This window comes from Henriciella sp. (genome assembly GCF_049649345.1).
GTDB lineage: Bacteria > Pseudomonadota > Alphaproteobacteria > Caulobacterales > Hyphomonadaceae > Henriciella.
The window spans coordinates 1-3,423 of sequence record NZ_JBARZC010000256.1; the positions used below are offsets into that span (position 1 = coordinate 1).

Sequence of the window (3,423 nt, forward strand, 5' to 3'; positions counted from 1 at the left end):
GCCTTGGCGACGGCAAGATCAAGCGCACCGGCCCGAGCAAACATCGAATTCGGGGCCGCATGGGTGATCTCGCCCCAATACTTGCCCATCAGCCTGATCGTGACGCCCTCGATGCCGCCATCGCGGACGATCGTGTTCGAGCCGACCCCCATGAAATGCACCGGCACGTCTTCGGGCAGAGCTTTCAGAAACGCGGCAAGATCATCTTCATCTGCGGGCAGGAAGAGCGCATCGGCCGGCCCGCCCACACGAAACCAGGTATAAGGCGCAAGCGGCTGATCCAGCAGCAGTTTGCCGCGAGGCTCAGGCAGGTGTGTCGGATCAAACGTCATGAAGCTGGCCTAGAGTATCCTGCGCCGGCCCGAAACCCTTGATCCTAAAAGCGGTAGGTCAAACCGATGTGCACGAGCAGACAGGTCTTGTCGTCATCGCGTTCGGATTCGACCTCATCGGCCTCATCGTTGAGACGCTGTGCGAGCACCGGATCATTCGACAGAAGGCCGTCGTGTAAGACAAGGGCCGGACGCGCTCAGCCGTCTTTCAGCTTTGCCGCCAGCTCATTGGCGTGGGCGGTGATATCGCCTGCGCCAAGGCAGACAATCATGTCGCCAGGCTGGGCGGTATCACGGATCACGGCCGGAAGATCGTCGAGGGTTTTCAGCGCGCGGACATCCTTATGGCCGTGCGAGCGGATGCTGCCGACGAGTTCAATATGGGTCGCCCCCTCGATCGGCTCTTCGCCGGCGGCGTAGACCGGCGCAATGAGGGCAATATCGGCCTCACGGAAGCACTGGGAGAAATCTTCAAACAGGTCATGCAGGCGCGAATAGCGATGCGGCTGGGCGACCGCGATGACACGATTGGCGCCCTGCATGGCGCGGGCCGCCTTCAGCACCGCGGAGATCTCGACCGGATGGTGGCCATAATCGTCGATGATCCGCACGCCATTCCATTCGCCCGCAGGCGTAAAGCGTCTTTTGACGCCGCCGAACGTCTCGAAGCTGTGCTTGATCTGCTCCGGCGTGGCATTGAGCTCAAGGGCGACGGTGATTGAGGCGAGCGCATTGGCGACATTGTGGTCGCCCGCCATAGGGAGGCGCACGCCTTCAATCGTCATGTCTTTCCCGCCGAAGCGCCCGCGAACCATGACATCGAAGGTCACACCATCGCGGTCCGATTCCAGGTTGACTGCGCGCACATCGGCCTGCCGGTTGAAGCCATACGTGATGATACGCCTGTCGGAGACGCGGCTGACCATGGCCGAAACTTCAGGATGGTCCGTGCACAGGACGCCAAACCCGTAGAACGGAATGTTCTTCACATAGGTGTCGAAAGCCTCACGCAAGACCTCCATCGAGCCATAGTGCTCCATGTGCTCAGGATCCATATTGGTGACGATGGCGATGGTGGGGCGCAGCTTCGTGAATGTGCCGTCGCTCTCATCGGCTTCGAGCACGATCCAGTCGCCCGTGCCGGCTTTCGCATTCGAGCCATAGGCGTTAATGATGCCCCCATTGATGACGGTCGGGTCGACGCCGGCCCCATCGAGCAGCGCGGCAACCATCGTGGTCGTGGTCGTCTTGCCGTGCGTGCCGGCAACAGCGACCGTCCATTTCATTCGGATAATCTCGGCCAGCATATCGGCGCGGCGCACCACGGGAATCCCGGATTCGCGCGCAGCGATGACTTCCAGATTATCATTCTTGATGGCCGAAGAGATGATCACCGCGCCTGCGCCAATCACATTTGTCGGCGAATGGCCGATATGCACCGTGGCGCCCTTCTCGCGCAGGCGCTCGACATTCGAGCTCTCCTTAACGTCAGAGCCCTGCACCTGATAGCCAAGATTGATCATGATCTCGGCAATGCCGGACATGCCGATACCGCCAATCCCGACAAGGTGCGCCGGGCCGAGGTCGAAAGGGGAAGGTTTGAGGGTCATGATCGTTGCTTTGCCACTTGTTCTGCCAGGTCCGCAAGATCGATAGCTGCTGTCACCGTTCCCGTCACACGTGCCAGCGCCGCCCGGTTCTTCAGATCAGTCTCATCTTCAAGGCGGACCTTGATCAATTCGCCGACCAGATTGGGATACAGATTATCCTCCAGCACCACGTCAGCGGCGCCCGCATCGACCAGCGCTTCGGCATTTGCGGTCTGGTGGTCATCCATGGCGATTTTGAGCGGGATGAGGATGGATGGACGGCCGACGGCAGCGATCTCGCTGACGGTGCCCGCCCCTGAGCGCGCAATGATGAGATGCGCTGCGGCAAGGCGCTCCGGCATGTCGGAGAAAAAGGGTTTGAGCTCATGGCGCAGCTTCACCTTGTCATAGATAGCCGCGACCTCTTCGAGCTGTTCCTCGCGCACCTGCTGGACCACTTTCAGCCGGGCGCGGAGGGTTGGCGGGGTGTGGTTCGCGATGGCGAGGGGAAGAATGTCGCCGAGGATCTTGGCCCCCTGGCTACCGCCCGTAATGAAAATGGTAAGCGTGCCATCCGTCGATGGGTAAGGCGTATCGCGCTTCGCCGCGATCGGCGCGCGCACCGGGTTACCAACAGCATGATGGACAGCGCCGCCGGGCAGCCGGTCGAGCCGGTCAAACCCCGACGCCACGATCGCCGCCTTGCTCGCAAAGCGCCGGTTCACGCGGCCAAGGACGGCATTCTGCTCATGGATGAGAATTGGCACGTTCCGCCGCGCCGCAGCGCTAAGCGCCGGGAAGGCCGGATAGCCGCCAAAGCCCGCGACAAGCGATGGCTTGAGCCGCTTCATTGTCGACGCCGCTGAATTGATCCCGCCCCATATCTTCAGGGCCGCGCCTGGCAGCGTCCAGGGCTTGCGCATGTTCGGGCTCGCCGCGCGCACTTCCTCTTTCCAGTCGGCCGGGAAGCTCTCTGCATAGTGCAGCCCGCGCCCGTCACTCATCAGGCCGACCTGCCAGCCTCGCGCGCGCATTTCTTCGGCGAAGGCGGCAGCCGGGAACATGTGTCCGCCCGTGCCACCCGCTCCAATGATGACGAGCGGCTTTGCTGCGTCAGTGTCTGCCATCTGGCCTCCAGGTCGTCGAACTCTGACGGCGAATAAGCGCCAGGGCGAGACCCAGTGTCAACGCGATGCCGAGCATTGATGAGCCTCCATAGGAAATGAAAGGCAAGGTCATGCCTTTCGGGGGAATGAGGCTCACATTAACGCCGATATTGATGGCAGCCTGAAGGCCGAAAAGCGCGAATAGTCCGGCAGCGGCGGCGCGCGGATATGGATCTCGAAGGCGGGATGCGCCGCGAAAGCCTCGCCAGCAGATGAAGACGTAAAGGCCGATCAGCGCGAGCGCGGCAACATAGCCGAATTCCTCGCTCAGGACCGCATAGATGAAATCTGTGTGCGCGTCGGGAAGGTCGGTCTTAACCGTGCCCTCGCCAGGCC

3 protein-coding genes and 1 pseudogene are annotated in these 3,423 nt (G+C 61.6%); all 4 read right to left on the reverse strand.

Annotated elements, in window-relative coordinates; genetic code table 11:
• A pseudogene (locus WA989_RS06595) lies at positions 1 to 332 on the reverse strand (UDP-N-acetylmuramate dehydrogenase); the annotation flags it as partial.
• A gap of 197 nt (positions 333 to 529) precedes the next feature.
• On the reverse strand, positions 530 to 1,942 hold the full coding sequence (gene murC / locus WA989_RS06600) for a UDP-N-acetylmuramate--L-alanine ligase (protein ID WP_424339711.1): 1,413 nt from the start codon (positions 1,940 to 1,942) through the stop codon (positions 530 to 532).
• Positions 1,939 to 3,048, reverse strand: a complete 1,110-nt coding sequence (locus WA989_RS06605; RefSeq protein ID WP_424339712.1) for a UDP-N-acetylglucosamine--N-acetylmuramyl-(pentapeptide) pyrophosphoryl-undecaprenol N-acetylglucosamine transferase — start codon at positions 3,046 to 3,048, stop codon at positions 1,939 to 1,941. The genes murC and WA989_RS06605 overlap by 4 nt, the downstream gene beginning before the upstream one ends.
• Positions 3,035 to 3,423, reverse strand: a 389-nt coding sequence (locus tag WA989_RS06610; protein WP_424339713.1) for an FtsW/RodA/SpoVE family cell cycle protein, incomplete at its 5' end; no start/stop codon positions are given. The genes WA989_RS06605 and WA989_RS06610, both read right to left, overlap by 14 nt.

What these genes read in the sequence shown, in the direction of transcription:
- WA989_RS06605 (WP_424339712.1), bottom strand. Translation starts at nt 3,048, where the DNA reads ATGGCAGACACTGACGCAGCAAAGCCGCTCGTCATCATTGGAGCGGGT.
- murC (WP_424339711.1), bottom strand. Translation starts at nt 1,942, where the DNA reads ATGACCCTCAAACCTTCCCCTTTCGACCTCGGCCCGGCGCACCTTGTC.